This window comes from Pseudophaeobacter sp. 1A09344, assembly GCF_041008745.1.
GTDB lineage: Bacteria > Pseudomonadota > Alphaproteobacteria > Rhodobacterales > Rhodobacteraceae > Phycobacter > Phycobacter gallaeciensis_A.
This window is the reverse complement of record NZ_JAXGFS010000004.1, coordinates 321,844-339,051: the sequence shown is the minus strand read 5'-3', so window position 1 is coordinate 339,051 and position 17,208 is coordinate 321,844. Positions and strand designations below refer to the sequence as shown.

The 17,208-nt window shown below is 59.8% G+C and carries 16 protein-coding genes; 11 read left to right on the top strand and 5 right to left on the bottom strand.

The window, feature by feature from the left end:
* Positions 1–47: 47 nt before the first annotated feature.
* The 4 genes from SM765_RS09555 to SM765_RS09540 all read right to left on the bottom strand — a co-directional run bounded on the left by SM765_RS09555 (position 48) and on the right by SM765_RS09540 (position 4,410).
* Positions 48–2,078: a PhoX family protein gene (locus tag SM765_RS09555; protein ID WP_274837215.1), complete on the bottom strand. Its 2,031-nt coding sequence runs from the start codon at positions 2,076–2,078 to the stop codon at positions 48–50.
* A gap of 201 nt (positions 2,079–2,279) precedes the next feature.
* Complete coding sequence (locus tag SM765_RS09550) at positions 2,280–3,338, bottom strand: YeeE/YedE family protein (protein WP_065270574.1); 1,059 nt, start codon at positions 3,336–3,338, stop codon at positions 2,280–2,282.
* Between the two features lie 240 nt (positions 3,339–3,578).
* The gene (locus SM765_RS09545) at positions 3,579–3,908 is read right to left on the bottom strand and encodes an ArsR/SmtB family transcription factor (protein ID WP_065270573.1); all 330 of its coding nucleotides are present in this window, start codon (positions 3,906–3,908) and stop codon (positions 3,579–3,581) included.
* Positions 3,909–3,993: 85 nt separating this feature from the next.
* The gene (locus SM765_RS09540) at positions 3,994–4,410 is read right to left on the bottom strand and encodes a hypothetical protein (protein ID WP_065270572.1); all 417 of its coding nucleotides are present in this window, start codon (positions 4,408–4,410) and stop codon (positions 3,994–3,996) included.
* A 136-nt stretch (positions 4,411–4,546) separates the two neighbouring features.
* Here SM765_RS09540 and SM765_RS09535 point away from each other — a divergent pair, with 136 nt between their 5' ends.
* The 10 genes from SM765_RS09535 to katG all read left to right on the top strand — a co-directional run bounded on the left by SM765_RS09535 (position 4,547) and on the right by katG (position 15,116).
* Positions 4,547–5,284: a cytochrome c biogenesis CcdA family protein gene (locus SM765_RS09535; RefSeq protein ID WP_065270571.1), complete on the top strand. Its 738-nt coding sequence runs from the start codon at positions 4,547–4,549 to the stop codon at positions 5,282–5,284.
* A gap of 29 nt (positions 5,285–5,313) precedes the next feature.
* Complete coding sequence (locus SM765_RS09530; RefSeq protein ID WP_274837214.1) at positions 5,314–5,916, top strand: thioredoxin family protein; 603 nt, start codon at positions 5,314–5,316, stop codon at positions 5,914–5,916.
* Positions 5,917–6,040: 124 nt separating this feature from the next.
* On the top strand, positions 6,041–6,517 hold the full coding sequence (gene soxX / locus SM765_RS09525; RefSeq protein WP_274837213.1) for a sulfur oxidation c-type cytochrome SoxX: 477 nt from the start codon (positions 6,041–6,043) through the stop codon (positions 6,515–6,517).
* 49 nt (positions 6,518–6,566) lie between these two features.
* Positions 6,567–6,983, top strand: a complete 417-nt coding sequence (soxY, locus tag SM765_RS09520) for a thiosulfate oxidation carrier protein SoxY (RefSeq protein ID WP_274837212.1) — start codon at positions 6,567–6,569, stop codon at positions 6,981–6,983.
* A 38-nt stretch (positions 6,984–7,021) separates the two neighbouring features.
* Positions 7,022–7,351 (top strand): thiosulfate oxidation carrier complex protein SoxZ, encoded by a 330-nt coding sequence (gene soxZ, locus SM765_RS09515; protein WP_065270568.1) that lies wholly within the window; start codon positions 7,022–7,024, stop codon positions 7,349–7,351.
* 77 nt (positions 7,352–7,428) lie between these two features.
* Positions 7,429–8,280 (top strand): sulfur oxidation c-type cytochrome SoxA, encoded by an 852-nt coding sequence (gene soxA, locus SM765_RS09510; RefSeq protein ID WP_065270567.1) that lies wholly within the window; start codon positions 7,429–7,431, stop codon positions 8,278–8,280.
* Positions 8,281–8,382: 102 nt separating this feature from the next.
* Positions 8,383–10,080 carry a thiosulfohydrolase SoxB gene (gene soxB, locus SM765_RS09505; RefSeq protein WP_274829019.1) on the top strand — a complete coding sequence of 566 codons (1,698 nt, stop codon included), beginning with the start codon at positions 8,383–8,385 and terminating at the stop codon, positions 10,078–10,080.
* Between the two features lie 82 nt (positions 10,081–10,162).
* Positions 10,163–11,446, top strand: coding sequence for a sulfite dehydrogenase (gene soxC, locus SM765_RS09500; protein WP_065273489.1), 1,284 nt, complete (start codon positions 10,163–10,165; stop codon positions 11,444–11,446).
* Complete coding sequence (locus tag SM765_RS09495; protein ID WP_065270565.1) at positions 11,430–12,485, top strand: c-type cytochrome; 1,056 nt, start codon at positions 11,430–11,432, stop codon at positions 12,483–12,485. The genes soxC and SM765_RS09495 overlap by 17 nt, the downstream gene beginning before the upstream one ends.
* 414 nt (positions 12,486–12,899) lie before the next feature.
* The gene (gene katG / locus SM765_RS09490; RefSeq protein WP_274835934.1) at positions 12,900–15,116 is read left to right on the top strand and encodes a catalase/peroxidase HPI; all 2,217 of its coding nucleotides are present in this window, start codon (positions 12,900–12,902) and stop codon (positions 15,114–15,116) included.
* A 93-nt stretch (positions 15,117–15,209) separates the two neighbouring features.
* Here the strand turns inward: katG and SM765_RS09485 are convergent, their stop codons facing one another.
* Positions 15,210–16,217, bottom strand: a complete 1,008-nt coding sequence (locus SM765_RS09485; protein WP_065270563.1) for a GlxA family transcriptional regulator — start codon at positions 16,215–16,217, stop codon at positions 15,210–15,212.
* Positions 16,218–16,476: 259 nt separating this feature from the next.
* Between SM765_RS09485 and SM765_RS09480 the strand changes: the two genes are divergently transcribed.
* Positions 16,477–17,109: an ATP-dependent Clp protease proteolytic subunit gene (locus SM765_RS09480; RefSeq protein WP_065270562.1), complete on the top strand. Its 633-nt coding sequence runs from the start codon at positions 16,477–16,479 to the stop codon at positions 17,107–17,109.
* The last annotated feature ends 99 nt before the right edge of the window (positions 17,110–17,208 follow it).

Sequence of the window (17,208 nt, the reverse complement as noted above, 5' to 3'; positions counted from 1 at the left end):
CCCTTTTGAGGGCGCGTTGAATGCTTTGTTCATGCCAAGGGTAAAGATTACATGGCGATCTTGCCGCCGCCCTTTTTCGTAACCACGACGACCGAGGGGCGCGGCGGCATCTTGGGATCAAAGTCGGGCCACCGGGTGGCCGGATCCTCAAAAGTCGAGGCGCGCTCGAAGCCTTTCAGGGCCTTGGTGCCATCGGTGCCGGGGTGCTGCACCGCCAGGAACAGGGTTTCACCGTTGTCGGTGAAGTAGGGGCCGCAGAGCTCCCCGCCGACGGGGCAGCGGAAGAACAGCTTGGAGGTGCCACGCAGATCGCCTTCGGTTTCGACACCGTAAAGGCCATCGGATTTGCCGGTCTTGCCCCATTTGCTGCCCTGGTCGGTGGAGACCCAAAGGCGGCCATCGGCGTCAAAGGCGCAGTTGTCCGGGGAGCCGAACCAGCCGTTCGCGCTGGTTTCCGGGTTCCACTGGGCGCCGACCTTGGCCAGTTTGGGATCGCCGCATTTCACCAGGATCGACCAGGTGCCACGGGTGGCCGCGTGATCGCCGCCGTCTTCCTTGACCTCGATGATGTGACCGAAGTTGGATTTCGCCCGGGGGTTGGCCGCGTTGACCTGCTCTTCTTTACGCTTGGAGTTGTTGGTCAGCATGATGTAGGCGGTGCCGTCGCCGCGCGGCTGCGCGTCTTCGGGGCGGTCCATCGGCGTGGCGCCCAGGGCATCGGCTGCAAGGCGGGTGTCGATCAGGACATCGGCCTGGCTGGCAAAACCGTTTTCAGTGGTCAGCGGGCCGGTGCCATGCACCAGCGGCAACCATTCTACGCTGCCGTCTTCGTTAAAGCGGGCCACGTAGAGGGTCCCGTCGCTGAGCAGGGCGCTGTTGGCGACGGCATCGTCGGACACTACGCCGTTCGAGACATATTTGTACTGGTAGTCAAAGCGGTTGTCGTCGCCCATGTAGACGACCAGCTTGCCCGAAGAGGAAACAGTGGTTTCGGCGCCTTCGTGGCGGAAACGGCCCAGGGCGGTGTGTTTTACCGGCTTGGCGTCGGGGTTACGCGGGTCTACTTCAACAACCCAGCCAAAGCGGTTTGGCTCATTGGGCTCCTTGTCGATGTTGAAGCGGTCGTAGAACTTGCCCCAGGCATACCAGCGGCCCGGCACGCCGTAGCGTTTCATGTTCTTGGCTTCGGGCTGGGCCGAGATATCGGGTTTGCCGTCGCCGTCGACCGTATCGGTCCAGAAATAGCCGTGGAAGTTCTCTTCGGCCATCAGGTAGGTGCCCCAGGGGGTCATGCCGCCGGCGCAGTTGTTGAGCGTGCCGATGACCGACATACCCGAAGGATCGGCGTTGGTTTTCATCCGGTCATGACCGGCGGCGGGGCCGTCGATGGTCATCTCGGTATTGAGCGGCGTGATGCGGCGGTTCATCTTGCCATCGCGCACCACGGCCCATTTGCCGTCTGCACCCTTGGCGATCTCGACCACGGTGCCACCATGGGCGGCCATTTCGATGTCGATCAGCTCCTTGGTCATGCCTTCAAAGCCTGCCTTGTCCTGACGGCCAAGGCCCGGGAACATGACCTCTTCATTGGTGTATTCGTGGTTCACGCAGAGCAGGCCGCGGGTGCCTTCGGCGTTCAGCGGGGTGAAACCGACGTAGTCGTTGTTGTAGCCGAATTGCTTCAGCTGGGCTTCGGCGGTCTGGTTCATCACATCGAATTCCGGAGCATCGGCGGTGATCGGATCTCCCCAGCGCAGCAGAACGTCGGCATCATAGCCATCGGCGATATGGTGGGTTTCGTCGTTGCCCCAGGTTAGTTCTTCGAAGTTGTAGCGACCCGCGCCATGGCTGCCTGCAGCCGCTTCGGTCGGGGCGGTCAGGGCGGAGGTGCCGAACAGGGCAGTGGTGGCGGAGACGCCCAGCATGCCCTTAAGCAGGTCGCGACGGCCATAGCGGGCGTTGATCACATCGCCGATGGTGCGTTCAAGCCGAGGATTGGTAGGGATGTCGTCAAAGGCTTCATAGGCTTCCGCCTTGTTGCCGATTTCGGGATCGTTGATGATTTGCTTGCGGTCCATGGCTTGCTCCAAAGTTCCAGATGCCGACGGTGCGTCGTCGCGTGCTAAGTTGCGCGGACCTGTAACAATTGCGTGACGTGCTCCAAGGTTTTACCAAACCGTTACAACTTGGGCCGTTTTTCGCCTGTTCGTGATACTTCATCTGGAGCCGATGCCCCGTATATCAAGCTGTGGCAGCGTCGGCGAAGGGGCGGATCCAGATCACTCGGCGGGGCGGAAGCCTTCGATCAGCTGCCGCAGGCCAATCGCCGCCCCGGCAAAAATCGCCAGAAAGGTGACCGGCGCGGAAACGGCCAGCAGCGAAAAGGCGCTGAGCCCCTGACCGACGGTGCAGCCCATGGCGATGACGGCACCTGCGCCCATGATGCCCGCACCCACGATTTGGCGGCGCAATTCGCGGGGGTCTTCGCAGGCCTCCCAGCGAAAATGCCCCTTGATCAGCGAGCCGATGAAGGCCCCGGCCCAGACCCCTGCGATGGAGCCGACGGCAAAGGACAAGGGGCGCAGGCTGCCGGTCATGGTCCACAAAATAGTCTCACCCAGAGGGGCAGAAAAGGAATGCGACACCACCGGGAGGGCTTCGAAACCGGTCTGGTTGACCTCGCTGGTCAGGCCCCAGCCCGAAACGATGGCAAGGCCGACGATCACGGACCAGAAGACCGCGCTCTTGTCCTGACGCAGTTCGCGTCCGCAAAGCGCGGCGATGACCAGCACGGCGCCGACGGCAAGCCCGATGGTGTGCAGTGGCAGACCCGTCAGGGCAGCGGCGTGATGGGCCAGCCCGGGGGGAATATCGGTCGTGACCTGATGCTGCTCAAAGAAGAAATTGCGCAAGGGCGCAAGCGGACCGGAAAGAACCACATAGGTGGACACGCCCATGACCAGCACGATGACGAAACTGCGCAGATCACCGCCGCCCAGTCGGGCGATAGCGCCATAGCCGCAATTGCCGCTGAGCGCCATTCCGTAGCCGAACATCAAACCCCCGATGATTGAAGCCAGAGGCATCCATCTGATGCTGAGGTAGAAACTTTCGCTTTCATCCATAAGTCCTGCTGCAATAAGGGAAAAGCTGCCGATAACGGCGACGCCGATTGCCAATATCCACATACGCATGCGCAGGGTGGAGCCGCCATAAAGGACGTCCTCGATCGCGCCAAGCGTGCAGAACCTGCCCAGCCGGGCAGCAAGGCCAAGAAGGATTCCGCCTACGAGGCCTGCAATGGCCGCCAGGTGATGTTCTGTCAGCATATCAAACATGAGACGCCCCTCCCGGCAGGTTTCCTATCCTTCGAGTCATGCAGAAAGGAGGTGTGCGATGCAAGCGGCATCGCGCTGTCGCCGCCTGCTGTCGATGGGCAGGTGGTCAGCTATGGGAGCTCGGGAACACAACCGAGCGGACAGATGTTGAAGGATCTACAGGTCGCTCAGGCCGTGCGTATCTTGCTGGCCCCGGACCGGGACAAGACGGGTAGGGCAGGGAGAAAATCTAGGTCGTGCTTAGTTGCAGAAGAGGTCGTAGACCACTTCGAGGATGCGGCGCGGACGGTCGTCTGCCAGCCGGTAGTAGATGGCCTTGCCGTCGCGGCGCGGCACAACCAGACCTTCAAGGCGCAGGCGGGACAGTTGCTGCGATACCGCTGCCTGACGCGCCGAAAGCAGCTCTTCCAGCTCGGTGACGGATTTCTCGCCGGTGACCAGATGGCACAGGATCATGAGACGACCTTCGTGGCTGATCGCCTTGAGGAAATTGGACGCCGTGGTGGCGTTGTCCATCATCTTCTCAAGATCGTCATCTGCCATGTCTACCGAAAATTGCGGCAACCCCATCGCTCATTCTCCTTTGTGGCGGGCCGAATGGCCCCGCACATCTATACTTGTCCCAGTCAGCCAGACGTGTCGGTCTCCAGACCGGTCAGCTGTCGCCCACTTCTCCATCCGGCGCAAAGTCTGCATGATCGCGCAGCAGCGCCTCCAGCAGGGGCCAGAAAAAATCGGCCCCCGGATATCCTTCGAGCCGGGCCTTCTCATGACCGTCCTCCACAATCAAGAAGGTCGGGGTAAAAAGAACGCGACGAGTTGTTTCCAAGTCATCCGGCATATTGCGCAGATCCACCCGGCGCAGCGGCGCAAAGGCGCCTTCGGCCGTTTTGGGATAGATTGGCGCGATTTCTTCGTTCCAGCGCGCGCACCATTCGCAGCCATGCTGTTCGACCATCACCAGTTCCACTGCCCGGGCAGGTAGGCTGAGCGTGCACAGCACAAAAAAACCGGCCAGCAACCGGCGCAGCAGCAGCAAGGGCCGCAGAGGAACTGTGGACGCAAAAACCATGATGAAGCCGTTCGAAGCCGTTGACGAAGGTGCAGTGAGTAGGTTCTTTATGTAACACAACTTAATTTGAATATGTGAATGAGACAAGGCGCGCCGTCCCCGAATATCGGCTAATGCGCCCAAAAAAGGAGCTGAGATGCTCGAAATATCGTACTTTGGGGCCCTGTTTGCCGGTTTGTTGAGCTTTTTCACGCCCTGCATCCTGCCGATGGTGCCGTTTTACCTGTCCTACATGGGCGGGCTTTCGATGGCTGAACTGCGCGGCGACGGGCGCATTGCGCCGGGGGCGCAGCGTCGGCTGGTGATCTCTGCGCTGTGTTTCGCAGCTGGTGTCACCACGGTTTTCATGTTGATGGGCATGGGAGCTACCGCGCTGGGGCAGTTATTCGGGCGCTACATGGATATTCTGGCCTATGGCGCCGCCGGGGTGCTGGTCCTGTTCGGCCTGCATTTCCTGGGCGTGATGCGCATTCCGCTCCTATACCGCGAGGCACGCATGGAAAGCTCGGCCGAGCCTTCCACGCTGATTGGGGCCTATCTGATGGGGCTGGCCTTTGGCTTTGGCTGGACTCCCTGCGTGGGACCGGCGCTGGCGTCGATCCTGATGATCGCCTCCGGCATGGGGGACATCTGGCGCGGTGGCCTGCTCTTGCTGGTCTACGGCGTTGGAATGACGGCGCCTTTCGTCGTTGCCGCCCTGTTTGCAAAGCCGTTCCTGGCCTGGGTGGCGCGGCACCGGACCGCTTTTGCTTGGGTGGAAAAGGCGATGGGGGTTATGCTGATCCTGTTCGCTGTGCTGATTGTCACCGGAGGTGTCAGCTACATTGCCGATGCAATGATCCGCTGGATGCCCGGACTGTCCACAATTGGCTGACTGTCACCATAAATGGGAGAGACAAGGCAATGAATAGATTACTCAAAATGATTTCCGCACCGCTTGCCGCGCTGGCGCTTCCAGTGCTTCTGGCCGGGCCGGTGGCAGCGGTCGAGGTGGGCGACGACGGCCTTCATAAAACCGCATGGATGCGTGACACCTTCAAGGACCTTCAGGAAGATCTTGCCGAGGCGAATGCAGAGGGCAAGCGGCTGGTTCTTTTCTTTGAGCAGCGGGGCTGCATCTACTGCGCCAAGATGCACGAGGAGGTGTTCCCGCGTCCGGAAGTCAGCAACTACATCGAAGAGAATTATTTCGTCGTTCAGCTGAACCTGCACGGATCCACCGAGGTGACGGATTTCGACGGCGAAACCCTGCAGGAGCGGGAGATGGCGCGGAAGTGGAACGTGCTGTTCACACCGACGATTCTTTTCCTGCCGGAAGAGGTGCCCGAAGATCAGACCGCGGTGCAGGCTGCCGTGTCCATCATGCCGGGGGCCTTTGGACCGGGCACCACGCTCGATATGTTCACCTGGGTCAACGAGAAGCGGTACGAGCTTGATAACGGGGAGGATTTCCAAAGGTATCACGCGCGCCGCATTCAGGAGCGCAACAATGGATCGGCAGATTGATCCTTTGCGCAATAGAATTAAAATTCACATTAATGAATTTGTTGTTGCGTCCCAGGCCTTCGGTGGCCTACGGTATGCAATAGCTAAGCAGGCCACTTCGCGGTGGCAGCCAACGGGAGGAACCATGAAGAGACTATCTCTGACACTGGCCATGTGTCTGGCCGGGACCATGTCGCAGGCGGGCGAAGTCGCGCCGAAAGACGTGAAATTCACCGAGGATGGCGCAATTGCCGAATCGTTGACGGGTGTTGCTGGCGATGCGGCCAATGGCGCAATCGTGGCCGGGACCAAATCCAAGGGCAACTGCGTGGCCTGCCACGAAGTCACCGCACTGGCAGATGTGCCGTTCCACGGCGAAATCGGCCCCATGCTGGACGGCGCGGGGGAGCGCTGGACCGAGGCTGAGCTGCGCGGTCTGGTGGCAAACGCAAAAATGACCTTCGAGGGCACCATGATGCCCGCATTTTACAAGGTCGACGGGTTTATCCGTCCGGGCGATGCCTACACCGGCAAAGCGGGCACAGAGCCGCTGCCGCCGATCCTGACCGCCCAGGAAATTGAAGATGTCGTCGCTTTCCTCGCGACGCTGAAAGAAGAGTGAGACAGCAGCTCTCAGCTGCTTGTCCGAGCGAAGTCAAAGGAGACAAATGATGGAGTTCTCACGTCGCGAAACCCTGGCTATGGGCCTGGGCGCCGCCGCGCTGACGGTTCTGCCTTACCGCCTGAGCGCATCGGCAGACGATAAGATCGCCGAGTTCACCGGCGGTGCCGATATGGCCGACAGCGGTATTGAACTGACTGCGCCGGAGATTGCCGAAAATGGCAACACCGTGCCGATTTCGGTCAACGCCCCCGGCGCGACCGCGATCATGGTTCTGGCCACCGGCAACCCGACCCCCGGCGTTGCAACCTTCAACTTCGGCCCCGGTGCCGCCAGCCAGTCCGCATCCACCCGGATCCGCCTTGCTGGTACCCAGGACGTCGTGGCCATTGCTAAAATGGCAGACGGCAGCTTTGCCAAGGCAAGCGCCGCTGTGAAAGTGACCATCGGAGGCTGCGGCGGCTGATCGCCCCGCATCCCTTTCCGAATTCAAGGAGTTAAGACATGGCATCCGGTGTAAAACCCCGCGTCAAGGTCCCGAAGAAAGCCGCTGCTGGCGAAGCCGTCACCATCAAGACGCTGATCAGCCACAAGATGGAAAGCGGCCAGCGTAAGGACAAGGAAGGCAACGTCATTCCGCGTTCGATCATCAACCGTTTCACTTGCGAGTTTAACGGCGCCATGGTGATCGACGTCACGATGGAACCGGCGATTTCCACCAACCCTTACATTGAGTTTGAAGCCACCGTGCCTGAAGCAGGCGACTTCAAATTCACATGGTATGACGATGATGGATCCGTCTACGACACGGCGAAGTCGATCAAGATCGCCTGATCCTTTCCGGATCTCAAAGGCAAGCGTCTCGTCCGCCACTCCGGCGGGCGAGGCGGATACCCAAGGGAGGATATGGAATGAAATATAAGGCACTCACTGCCATTGCCGCCGTGCTGGCCCTGCCGATGGCCGCCTTCGCCGGCGCAGACGACGACACGCTCGTGGTGAACGAAGAGATCGAAATGGTCACCAAGACTGCGGCTCCGGCTGCAGTCGCTGACGCATTGGACGAAGTCATGTCTGGCTGGCACTTCCGCTCGGACGAGACCCAGGCCCTGCAGATGGACGATTTCGAAAACCCCGCGATGGTCTTTGTTGATCAAGCAATGGACAGCTGGGAAACCGTCGAAGGATCCGAAGGCAAGTCCTGCGCGTCCTGCCACGACGATGTTGCCGACAGCATGAAAGGCGTGCGCGCAGTCTATCCCAAGTGGAACGAAGAAGCTGGCGAAGTCCGCACCCTGGCCATGCAGATCAACGACTGCCGCGAAAACCAGATGGGCGCCGACAAGTGGAAATACACTGGAGGTGACATGGCGTCGATGGAGGCTCTGATCTCTGTCCAGTCGCGTGGCATGCCCGTCAACGTTGCCACCGATGGTCCGGTTCAGGCGATGTGGGAAAAAGGTAAGGAAATGTATTACACGCGTACCGGCCAGCTCGAGCTGTCCTGCGCGAACTGCCATGAAGACAACTATGGCAACATGATCCGCGCCGACCACCTGAGCCAAGGCCAGATCAATGGCTTCCCGGCCTACCGCCTGAAAAACGCCAAGCTGAACACAGTTCATGCCCGTTTCAAAGGCTGCGTACGTGATACCCGCGCCGAAACCTACAAGCCCGGTTCGCAGGATTTCGTCGCACTTGAGCTTTATGTCGCTTCGCGCGGCAACGGCCTGTCGGTCGAAGGACCGTCTGTCCGTAACTAAACCCGGAACGACCCCGTGCCAGTTCATGGTGCGGGGTCTTTCGTTCTTTCAATATTCACACATGCGAATATGTCGTATGTTTACACAGGATATCAGAGTACCATGATCTCGCGCCGTGATTTTCTGCAGGTTTCGATGGCCGCCTCTGCCCTGGTCGGGGCATCTGGTTTTGGCAATTGGGGGCGTCTTGCGGCGCAGCAAAGCCTGACTCAGGATCAATTGCTGGAGTTTGATACCTTCGGCAATATCAGCATCATCCATGTCACCGACATTCATGCGCAGCTGAAACCGATCTATTTCCGTGAACCCTCGATCAACCTCGGGGTGGGCGCGAACAAGGGTCAGGTGCCGCATATCACCGGTGCCGACTTCCGCAAGGCCTATGGCATCGCGGATGGCAGTCCTTCCGCTTACGCGCTTACCTATGACGATTTTTCCTCCCTCGCCAAAGGATACGGGCGCGTAGGCGGTCTGGACCGCATGTCGACAGTGATCAATGCCATCCGTGCGGATCGGCCTGATGCGCTGCTGCTGGACGGCGGTGACACCTGGCACGGCTCCATGACCTGTCACAAGACCGAAGGTCAGGACATGGTCAACGTGATGAACGCGCTGAAACCGGATGCGATGACCTTCCACTGGGAGTTCACGCTGGGCTCTGACCGTGTGAATGAGATCGTCGAAGGTTTGCCCTTTGCCGCGCTGGGGCAGAACATCTTTGACTCGGAATGGGACGAACCGGCCGAGCTGTTCAAGCCGTACAAGTTCTTCGAACGCGGCGGCGCCAAGGTCGCCGTCATCGGTCAGGCCTTCCCCTATATGCCCATCGCGAACCCCGGCTGGATGTTCCCGGAATACTCGTTCGGGATCCGTGACGAGCATATGCAGGAGATGGTGGACGAAGTGCGCGCAGCAGGCGCCGATGTGGTGGTCTGCCTGTCGCACAATGGTTTCGACGTGGACAAGAAGATGGCCAGCGTTGTCACCGGTATCGACGTGATTCTGTCGGGCCACACCCACGATGCGCTGCCCGAACCGGTGCTGGTGGGCACGACCCACATCATCGCCTCCGGTTCCAACGGCAAATTCGTCTCCCGCGTGGATCTGGACGTGCGCGATGGCCAGATGATGGGTCTGAAGCACAAGCTGATCCCGATCTTCTCGGATGTCATCGCGCCCGATCCTGTGATCTCCAAGCTGATCGACGAACAGCGCGCGCCGTTCAAAGCCGAGCTGGAAGAGGTGATCGGCCAGACCGACTCGCTGCTCTATCGCCGCGGCAACTTCAACGGCACCTGGGACGATCTGATCTGCGATGCGCTGCTGAGCGAGCGGGAAGCTGATATCGCAATGTCGCCCGGCGTACGCTGGGGCCCGTCTCTGGTGCCGGGTGACGATATCACCCGCGAAGACATCTGGAACGTCACCTCGATGAGCTATGGCGCTGCCTATCGCAGCGAGATGACCGGTGAATTCATCAAGGTGATCCTGGAAGACGTGGCTGACAACATCTTCAACCCGGACCCCTATTACCAGCAGGGCGGCGACATGGTGCGCATCGGTGGCATGGGCTACCGCATCGACATCACCAAACCGCAGGGCGAACGGATCACCGAGATGACGCTGCTGAAGAATGGTGAGGCGATCGATCCGGCGAAGACCTACATGGTCGCCGGCTGGGCCAGCGTCAACGAAGGCACCGAAGGTCCGCAGATCTGGGACGTCGTCGAAAACCACATCAAGAAAATGGGCACCGTCACGGTCAACCCGAACAACTCGGTCAAGGTGGTCGGCGCTTAATCAGCGCCGCCGCCTGACGGGCAAATTTTGCGCCGATGAGGCCCTGTCTGGGCACTCATCTAAATATGGAGGCATGAACAAGATGAGCGATAATTCAAAGGGTTTCACCCCGTCGCGCCGTCAGTTTCTGGCAGGTGCGGCTGCGGCCGGGGCCGGATCTGCGGTTGCTGGTGCGGCCCAGGCGGCCGGGCCTGACCCGCTGATCACGGAAGTCCAGGAATGGGCCAGCGGCCTGGGTGATGGCGTCGACGCCACCCCCTATGGTCTTCCGATCAGCTATGAATCGGATGTGATCCGCCGCAACGTGGAATGGCTGACCGCCGATACGATTTCGTCGATCAACTTTACCCCGATCCACGCGCTGGATGGCACCATCACGCCGCAGGGTTGTGCGTTCGAACGTCACCACTCGGGCGCGATCGAGCTGAAGAAAGAAGACTACCGCCTGATGATCAACGGTCTGGTCGACACGCCGCTGGTCTTCTCCTACGCAGATCTGGAGCGTTTTCCCCGTGAAAACCGCGTCTACTTCTGCGAATGCGCGGCGAACTCGGGCATGGAATGGGCCGGTGCCCAGCTGAACGGCGCCCAGTTCACCCACGGCATGATCCACAACATGGAATATTCCGGCGTCAGCCTTCGCACGCTGCTGGAAGAGGCCGGTCTGGATGCTGCAGGCGATCTGAAGGACAAATGGGTCTATGTGGAAGGCGCCGATGCCTCCTCTAACGGCCGTTCGATCCCGATGGACAAGGCGCTGGACGACGTTCTGGTGGCTTTCAAGGCCAACGGCGAAGCCCTGCGCAAAGAGCACGGCTATCCGGTGCGTCTGGTCGTTCCCGGCTGGGAAGGCAACATGTGGGTCAAGTGGCTGCGTCGCATCGAAGTCACCAACGGCCCGGTTGAATCCCGCGAGGAAACCTCGAAGTACACCGACACGCTGGCCGACGGCACCAGCCGCAAATGGACGTGGGAAATGGATGCGAAATCCGTTGTCACCAGCCCCAGCCCGCAGTCGCCGATTACCCACGGCAAGGGGCCGCTGGTCATCACCGGTCTGGCCTGGTCCGGTCGCGGCCACATCACCGGCGTTGATGTCTCCATTGATGGCGGCAAGACCTGGAATGAGGCCCGCCTTGCGGCGCCCGGAACCGACAAGGCGCTGACGCGCTTCTACCTCGATATCGACTGGGATGGTCAGGAAATGTTCCTGCAAAGCCGCGCCCGCGACAGCTCGGGCTACGTGCAGCCGACCAAGACCCAGCTGCGCGACGTGCGTGGTCTGAACTCGATCTATCACAACAATTCCATCCAGACCTGGTGGGTGAAGGCAAACGGAGAGGCGGAAAATGTCGAAGTTTCCTAATCTGATCGCAGCAACAGCAGTGGCCACCGCCTTGGCGGTGCCTGCCTATGCAGAGAAATTCGGACTGGGCCGTCCGGCGCTGCCCGAAGAGATCGCCGCATGGAACCAGGACGTCAGCCCCGATGGCACCGGCCTGCCCGAAGGATCGGGTGACGTGTTCACCGGCGAAGAAATCTTTGCCGAACAATGCGCTGTCTGCCATGGCGATTTCGCCGAGGGCGTTGGAAACTGGCCGAAACTGGCGGGCGGTGCCGACACGCTGGACCACGAGGACCCGCTGAAGACCGTGGGTTCCTACTGGCCGCATCTGTCGACCACCTGGGATTACGTCAACCGCTCGATGCCGTTTGGCGCGGCGCAGACGCTGGAACCGGATGAGGTCTATGCCATCGTGGCCTATATCCTGTACTCCAACGATCTGGTGGATGACGAGTTCACCCTGTCGAACGAGAACTTCCTGGATGTGGAAATGCCCAACGCGGATGGCTTCATCGTCGATGACCGCCTGACCTCCGAAGCGCATTTCTGGACCGACACGCCTTGCATGGAAAACTGCAAGGACAGCGTGGAAATCACCATGCGTGCGGCGGTTCTCGATGTGACCCCGGACGAAACCGGCGAAGTCCCGCCAGCGGAAACCGGTGAAGCCGTGGTTGAAGAGGCCAAGGCGGAAGAGCCTGCCGCCGCTGAGCCGGTGGAAGAGGTTGCCGCGCTGGACCCTGAACTGGTTGCAGATGGCGAAAAGGTCTTCAAAAAGTGTAAGTCTTGCCACCAGGTGGGTGACAAAGCCAAGAACAAGACCGGTCCGGTTCTGAACGGAATCGTTGGTCACGCTGCTGGTGCTGTGGAAGGCTTCCGTTATTCCAAGGCCATGAAGTCGGCCAATGAAGACGGTCTGGTCTGGACCGAAGAAGAGCTTTCTGCCTTCCTGGCAAAGCCTAAGAAATACATGAAAAAGACCAAAATGTCCTTTGCTGGGCTGAAGAAAGACGACGACATCGAAGCGGTCATCGCCTATCTGAAGTCCTTCGGCGGCTGATGGTCTGACGGCCATATGGTTCTGGCATTGCCGCTCTTCATGGGGCGGCGGGGCCGGGCAGTCCATCTGGCAATACATTTCTGAAAACAGGTGCGGATCGCTTCCGCGCCTGTTTTTTATTGCCGATCAGGATTGATTGTTGGCTGGGTCGCTGTGGTTCGCGCATCCGCGAACAAGGGCATAGGAATTTACTATGATTGCTATCAGTAAAAATAACTTATTTTTATCACACGGATTTGTTAGAACGTTTCTAGGTTAAGGGAGGGAGGCCTTTAGGGGTGCGGACCCTATCTGCGTTTCTGCACTCCACGCAAAGGCTCTTCTCCTGACAGACACTTGTCCTTCTGGAATGACGCATTCCGGGGCAGGGGTCGCGCCACGACGACAGAAACGTAGCAATAATCGGAGGAAAAAATGGACGGCAATGATATTCCCAGCGGCAAATGTCCGGTGATGCACGGCGGCACAACCACCTTTGGCGCGCGCGTCAACAGCGATTGGTGGCCGAACCAGCTGAACCTGCGGATCCTGCATCAGAACAGCGCAAAGTCCGACCCGATGGGGCAGGCCTTTGATTACGCAGAGGAATTCAAAAAACTCGACCTGAAGGCGCTGAAGAAAGACCTTTATGCGCTGATGACCGACAGCCAGGACTGGTGGCCGGCGGATTACGGTCACTATGGCGGTCTGTTCATCCGCATGGCATGGCACAGCGCAGGCACCTACCGCACCGGCGATGGCCGCGGGGGCGGTGGCACGGGGCAGCAGCGTTTTGCGCCGCTGAACAGCTGGCCGGATAACGGCAACCTCGACAAGGCGCGTCGCCTGTTGTGGCCGATCAAGCAGAAGTACGGCAACAAGATTTCCTGGGCCGACCTGATGATCCTTGCGGGCAACTGCGCGCTTGAGGACATGGGCTTCAAGACCTTCGGTTTTGCCGGTGGCCGCGCTGACGTGTGGGAGCCGGAAGAGGACATCTACTGGGGCGCCGAAGACGAATGGCTGGCGACCTCTGACACGGAAAACAGCCGTTATTCTGGCGATCGTGAGCTGGAAAACCCGCTGGCAGCCGTACAGATGGGCCTGATCTATGTGAACCCGGAAGGTCCTGACGGTAACCCGGACCCCATCGCCTCGGGCCGCGACATCCGCGAAACCTTTGCCCGCATGGCGATGAACGACGAGGAAACCGTCGCGCTGACCGCTGGTGGCCACACTTTCGGCAAGATGCACGGCGCAGGCGATGCCGCCCATGTGGGCGCCGAACCCGAAGCCGCGCCGATGGAGGCGATGGGTTTTGGCTGGCTCAGCAGCTACAAATCCGGCAAGGGCCGTGACACCATCACCTCGGGTCTGGAAGGCGCCTGGACGTCGAACCCGATCAAATGGGACAACGGTTATTTTGACGTGCTGTTCAAATACGAATGGGAAAAGGTCAAAAGCCCGGCCGGTGCCTGGGTCTGGACTCCCAAGGACATCCAGGAAGAGGACATGGCGCCGGATCCGGAGGATCCGTCCAAGAAGGTTCCGATCTTCATGTCCACTGCCGACATGGCAATGCGCATGGACCCGGCCTATGAGAAGATCTCGCGTCGTTTCCACGAGAACCCGGAAGAGTTCGCAGATGCCTTTGCCCGCGCTTGGTTCAAGCTGACCCACCGCGACATGGGGCCGAAATCGCGCTACCTGGGCGATGAGGTTCCCGCCGAAGATCTGATCTGGCAGGATCCGATCCCTGCCGTGACCCATCCGGTCATTGGTGAGGCGGAAATCGCCGAACTGAAAGAGAAGATTGCGGCGTCGGATCTGACCATCCCTGAGCTGGTTTCGACCGCCTGGGCCTCGGCCTCGACCTTCCGTGGGTCGGACAAGCGGGGCGGTGCCAACGGTGCCCGTATCCGTCTTGCGCCGCAAAAGGACTGGGAAGCCAACCAACCCGAACAGCTGGCCCGTGTTCTGGGCGTGCTGGAAGGGATCCAGGGCGCCTTCAACGCAGGCCGCAGCGATGGCAAACAGGTGTCGCTGGCAGATCTGATCGTGCTGGGTGGCTCGGTTGGTATCGAGCAGGCTGCAAAGAAGGCTGGGCAGGACATCACTGTGCCTTTCACACCGGGACGTGCAGACGCAACGGCTGAGCAGACCGATGTGGAATCCTTCGAGGTGCTGGAACCGGTGGCTGATGGTTTCCGCAACTACCAGAAGACGCAATTCACTGTTGCGCCGGAAGAGATGATGCTGGACCGGGCGCAGCTGCTGACGCTGACGGCGCCGGAAATGACGGCACTTGTCGGTGGCCTGCGGGTTCTGAACACCAACGTCGGGCAGACTACCCATGGTGTTTTCACGGATAAGCCTGAAACCCTGTCCAACGACTTTTTCGTCAATCTTCTGGATATGTCGACCGAGTGGAAACCCACCTCGGACGAGGCACAGGAGTTCGAAGGCCGCGACCGCGCCAGCGGAGAGGTCAAATGGACAGCCACCCGTTGTGATCTGGTCTTTGGCTCCAACTCGCAACTGCGCGCCCTGGCCGAGGTCTATGCCCAGGCGGACAATGGCGGGAAATTCGTCAATGACTTCGTGGCGGCCTGGACCAAGGTGATGAACGCAGATCGCTTCGATCTGGCCTGAACACGGCCTGTCTGATCTGTCCGAAAAACAACCAACGCCCCGGCATTTGCCGGGGCGTTCTTACTTGGGCGCCGGGCATCAGCCTGTTGGGTGTCAGGACCAGCCTTTACGGAAGAAATGCGGGCTGGCACCGAATTTGCGTTTGAACTGGCGGGAAAAATGCGTGGTGCTGTTGAAGCCCGAAGCCAGCGCGATCTCGGTCACCGACATCGAGGTTTCATTCATCAGGGCAAAGGCATGACTGAGCCGCATATCGCAATAGACGTGCATCGGGCTCTGGTTCAGGTAGCGGGCAAAAAGCCGCTCCAGCTGGCGACGGGAGATATCCAATCGGGCGCAAAGATCGCCGATCTGAAGCGGTTCTTCGATCGCTTCCTGCATCAGCTGCAAGGCGTTTAGCAGACGTTGATTGCGGCTGCCAATGGCCACCGCGAAATTCGACTTCTGCGGTGCGGCCTGTCCGCCGGAGCGGGCATGCAGGCACATGTCGGCCACGATAATGGCCAGCTGTTTGCCGTGGCGCGCTTCAATGAGGCTCAGCATCAGGTCGGTCGCGGCATTGCCGCCGCCGCAGGTCATCAGGGGGCCCGAAACCTCGAATGTATTGGCGGATGGGGTCAAGCGCGGAAATCGTTCGATGAACCCCGGCTGGTTCTCCCAGTGCAGGGTGAATTTCTGATCCTTGATCAGCCCGGCCTGCGCCAGTGCAAAGGCGCCCGTGCAGATGCCACCGATGGAGCGGCCAAAGCGGCTTTCGCGGCGCAGCCAGTTGAGCGTGGCCTCGCCAGCGGTGCTTTGGGGTTCGACCCCGGCACAGACAAAGCCAAGACTGTCGGCGGGCAGGGGGCGCAGGGGCATGTCCGGCGTAATCATCATCCCGTTTGAACACCGGATCGGTTCGCCATCCTCGGTCATCACGAACCAGCGATAAAGCCGCGTGTTGGTAACCTGATTGGCGATCCGCAAAGGTTCGATTGCGGCTGCGACGGGCAGCATCGTCGCCTTTTTCAGCAGCAGGAAATAGAAATCCTGCGGTTCCCCTTCAAATGGCACGTCCAGCTTTGCCGCCGCACCTTTTTGAACGAAGCTGTCATCTGTCATGGCATGGATCCGCCGCCGGGAGTGTCTCTGTGTCTTAAGCCAGAGTTTTGCAGGCAGGCCGGGGAATTGCGACCGGGGATTCGCGAATAGCGACCTGCTGACCCGGGGTGCGGAACCGGTCGCAGGAGGAGCGGCAGGACGGGCGCAGGCAGTTTAAATTCGCATACCGCCCCTTGCAGGCCTTTTGGGCGAGCACTAAGACTCAGGTAACAGTTGGTCCGATATGATGGCGGACATAATTCAAAGCAGGCAGGTCCTAATGATTGATCCGACAGAAACATACATGAACACTCTGGTGCCCATGGTGGTTGAACAGACCAGCCGGGGTGAGCGCGCTTACGATATCTTCTCGCGCCTGCTGAAAGAGCGTATCATCTTCCTCAACGGTCCGGTTCACGATGGGATGAGCTCGCTGGTCGTGGCGCAGCTGCTGCACCTTGAGGCGGAAAACCCGTCCAAGGAAATCTCGATGTATATCAACAGCCCCGGCGGTGTTGTGACCTCGGGCCTGTCGATCTACGACACCATGCAGTACATCAAGCCCAAGGTCTCGACCCTGGTGATTGGTCAGGCGGCCTCGATGGGCTCGCTTCTGCTGACCGCGGGTGAGCCCGGCATGCGCTTTTCGCTGCCCAACAGCCGCGTGATGGTACACCAGCCGTCCGGCGGGTATCAGGGTCAGGCGACCGATATCATGATCCACGCCGAGGAAACGCTGAAGCTGAAGCGCCGCCTCAATGAAATTTACGTGAAGCACACCGGCCAGGAATACGAGAAGGTCGAAAGCGCGCTGGAGCGTGACAATTTCATGTCGCCCGAAGAAGCCAAGGCCTTTGGCCTGATTGACGAAATCGTCGAAAGCCGCAGCAAAGGCGACGACGAAACCAGCTAAGCCCGGTAGATCAACTGGGTGTGTGCCCCTATCCCTTTGGGGCACACTTTGACATTGTGACCGCTTGAGCAGTGTCTTAAGCTGTCAAAAAGGCGAAGG

Excerpts from the sequence above, each read along its gene's own strand:
- SM765_RS09555 (WP_274837215.1), bottom strand. The coding sequence starts at position 2,078 with ATGGACCGCAAGCAAATCATCAACGATCCCGAAATCGGCAACAAGGCG.
- SM765_RS09550 (WP_065270574.1), bottom strand. The coding sequence starts at position 3,338 with ATGTTTGATATGCTGACAGAACATCACCTGGCGGCCATTGCAGGCCTC.
- SM765_RS09545 (WP_065270573.1), bottom strand. The coding sequence starts at position 3,908 with ATGGGGTTGCCGCAATTTTCGGTAGACATGGCAGATGACGATCTTGAG.
- SM765_RS09540 (WP_065270572.1), bottom strand. The coding sequence starts at position 4,410 with ATGGTTTTTGCGTCCACAGTTCCTCTGCGGCCCTTGCTGCTGCTGCGC.
- SM765_RS09535 (WP_065270571.1), top strand. The coding sequence starts at position 4,547 with ATGCTCGAAATATCGTACTTTGGGGCCCTGTTTGCCGGTTTGTTGAGC.
- SM765_RS09530 (WP_274837214.1), top strand. The coding sequence starts at position 5,314 with ATGAATAGATTACTCAAAATGATTTCCGCACCGCTTGCCGCGCTGGCG.
- soxX (WP_274837213.1), top strand. The coding sequence starts at position 6,041 with ATGAAGAGACTATCTCTGACACTGGCCATGTGTCTGGCCGGGACCATG.
- soxY (WP_274837212.1), top strand. The coding sequence starts at position 6,567 with ATGGAGTTCTCACGTCGCGAAACCCTGGCTATGGGCCTGGGCGCCGCC.
- soxZ (WP_065270568.1), top strand. The coding sequence starts at position 7,022 with ATGGCATCCGGTGTAAAACCCCGCGTCAAGGTCCCGAAGAAAGCCGCT.
- soxA (WP_065270567.1), top strand. The coding sequence starts at position 7,429 with ATGAAATATAAGGCACTCACTGCCATTGCCGCCGTGCTGGCCCTGCCG.
- soxB (WP_274829019.1), top strand. The coding sequence starts at position 8,383 with ATGATCTCGCGCCGTGATTTTCTGCAGGTTTCGATGGCCGCCTCTGCC.
- soxC (WP_065273489.1), top strand. The coding sequence starts at position 10,163 with ATGAGCGATAATTCAAAGGGTTTCACCCCGTCGCGCCGTCAGTTTCTG.
- SM765_RS09495 (WP_065270565.1), top strand. The coding sequence starts at position 11,430 with ATGTCGAAGTTTCCTAATCTGATCGCAGCAACAGCAGTGGCCACCGCC.
- katG (WP_274835934.1), top strand. The coding sequence starts at position 12,900 with ATGGACGGCAATGATATTCCCAGCGGCAAATGTCCGGTGATGCACGGC.
- SM765_RS09485 (WP_065270563.1), bottom strand. The coding sequence starts at position 16,217 with ATGACAGATGACAGCTTCGTTCAAAAAGGTGCGGCGGCAAAGCTGGAC.
- SM765_RS09480 (WP_065270562.1), top strand. The coding sequence starts at position 16,477 with ATGATTGATCCGACAGAAACATACATGAACACTCTGGTGCCCATGGTG.